Origin of the sequence: Aliivibrio sp. A6 (genome assembly GCF_028765505.1) — a bacterium.
Lineage (GTDB): Bacteria > Pseudomonadota > Gammaproteobacteria > Enterobacterales > Vibrionaceae > Aliivibrio > Aliivibrio finisterrensis_A.
The window spans coordinates 1-1,370 of the sequence record NZ_JARACR010000083.1 but is presented as its reverse complement, the minus strand read 5'-3'; the positions used below and the strand labels follow the sequence as shown (position 1 = coordinate 1,370).

The window sequence follows — 1,370 nt, the reverse complement described above, 5'->3', positions numbered from 1 at the left end:
GTGCTGGTGTGTCCAATAAGTTTTCATAAAATAGGAACTCAAATGAAAAAGAAATTAGTTGCATTGTTATTTATTTTTTATCCACTACAAGCGATGGCCGATGCATGTAGTGAATTCAAATTAAATAGAGACGGCTCAATGCGTGTGGCAATAAATATGTATGCAGAATTATCTAAAGCTCAAGCAGGTTCAGCAGAGGTATTACTTAAGAAATATAAAGAATTGTCATCAAATATAGAGACGTTAGAAAATTATAAAATTAAAATTGATGAAAATTTTTCAAGTAGCTGTGTTGGGAAAGGAGCCCCTTACACTAAAGAGGCTTATTATCTTGATAACAAACAAAAAGTATTTATGTCTTATATGGGCACTCCAGTTGATTTACATAAAAGTTTTATCGAAGATTACCTATATACCTCATCAAATTGGTCTGAAATGCTGAATAAATTAATAAAAAATGCTAACACTTCATTAAATGAATTGGGTAACAAAATTGAATTAAAGGCATCTGAAAGTGTTAAAAAAGAACAGGGTAGAGAAAAGATGCTAAAAGAGAGGAAAATGAAAATAAAGCAATTAGAAGATCAGTTAGTTAAAGCTTCTAGTCAAAAAACAAATAATGATCTAAAAGAAAATAAATTAGAAACCGTAGTAACTAAGACAAATCAGAGTGTATTAAAAAAAGAAGAATATTATACAGATACTATGGCAACCTATGCAGCTCTAATCGGTCGCGCCAATGCGTGTGGTGTAAATATTGATGGGAATTTAGCGCGAGTTGGTAATTGGATGGATGAATGGTTTAATGTGTTAGATCTTAGTAATCAGATGAAAACTACTTACATAGCAATATTTATGCAGGGAATTCAATATCATAGCAATCAGCAGTTAAATGGTAATACTCCTGATAATTGTACTTCAGTTATTAAAGCTTACAAAACATCAAAATGGCCATAAAGCACCTAACAATTGCATCAACACGATTTACTACACTCGGCAATCTCAGTTTGCCGAGTGTTTCTCGTTTTAAGATGTCAATATTAAGTATAATTGCATAGTAGTAAACGTGTTATGCAGGCGTTATACGAACTCTGAGAATGCAGTTTTTTGGTTCAGTTCAGCGATTGAACCATTAGCTTTTTAGGTGTGAAAGTAGGGTGGTTTTCCTTTTTCTTTGTTGCCTTTTGGTGTTCGTTTTATCAGGTTCGGCATTGAACTATTATTGCCCCAAATTCAGGCGTTTCAGAGGCTATTTTAGGCTTCAATTGTTCTTTGGTGTTGCCTCATTTTAGCCTGCATCAGTGTTTTCCTCTCAGCATTTTCAATCCCAATTGTGGTTAGGATATTTGGTTTATTAGCTCAAAACCTGA

At 33.2% G+C, this 1,370-nt stretch carries 1 protein-coding gene; it reads left to right on the top strand.

The genetic code is table 11. The features are described from left to right. On the top strand, positions 1–957 hold a 957-nt coding region (locus tag PVK70_RS18665; protein ID WP_274441709.1), incomplete at its 5' end, for a hypothetical protein. Positions 958–1,370: the final 413 nt, after the last annotated feature.